The 487-nt window shown below is 62.8% G+C and carries 1 pseudogene; it reads left to right on the top strand.

The features are described from left to right. Positions 1–285, top strand: a pseudogene (locus ASV53_RS24505) (DDE-type integrase/transposase/recombinase); the annotation flags it as partial. Positions 286–487: the final 202 nt, after the last annotated feature.

Consider the following 487-nt stretch of genomic DNA (forward strand, 5'->3'; position numbering starts at 1 on the left):
CTGAAGGTGCCGCAGCGCCAGCCGAAACGCGGCCGGTTATGGCTGAACGATGGCTCGTGCATCCGGTTGCGGCCGGAGTATCCGGGGCATGTCTGGGCTTACGACTTCGTCGAGGAACGCACCCATGACGGACGCAAGTTCCGCATCCTTACCATTATCGACGAGGCGAGCAGGGAGTGCCTGGCACTCGTCGTCGCGCGCCAGCTCAAACACGAAGACGTACTGGCAGCGCTGGCCGAGTTGTTCATCGAGCGTGGTCCGCCCGCGCATATCAGGTCGGACAACGTCCTATGTCGGGAAGCAGCGGCGGGTTTTGGCCAGCAGATATCGATGCGCCGACAACCATCGGCGCGGCATGCAATCTGAGCCAGATGGCTCCCACCGTCAACGGGATCGCTCCCTGCCATAGCAAACGCAGGATCCAGCGGCGCCGGGGCGACCGTGGTCCTCACCATCCTTAAAACGAGATACGCACCCAGGTGGAAGG

The organism is Photobacterium sanguinicancri (genome assembly GCF_002265265.1).
GTDB lineage: Bacteria > Pseudomonadota > Gammaproteobacteria > Enterobacterales > Vibrionaceae > Photobacterium > Photobacterium sanguinicancri.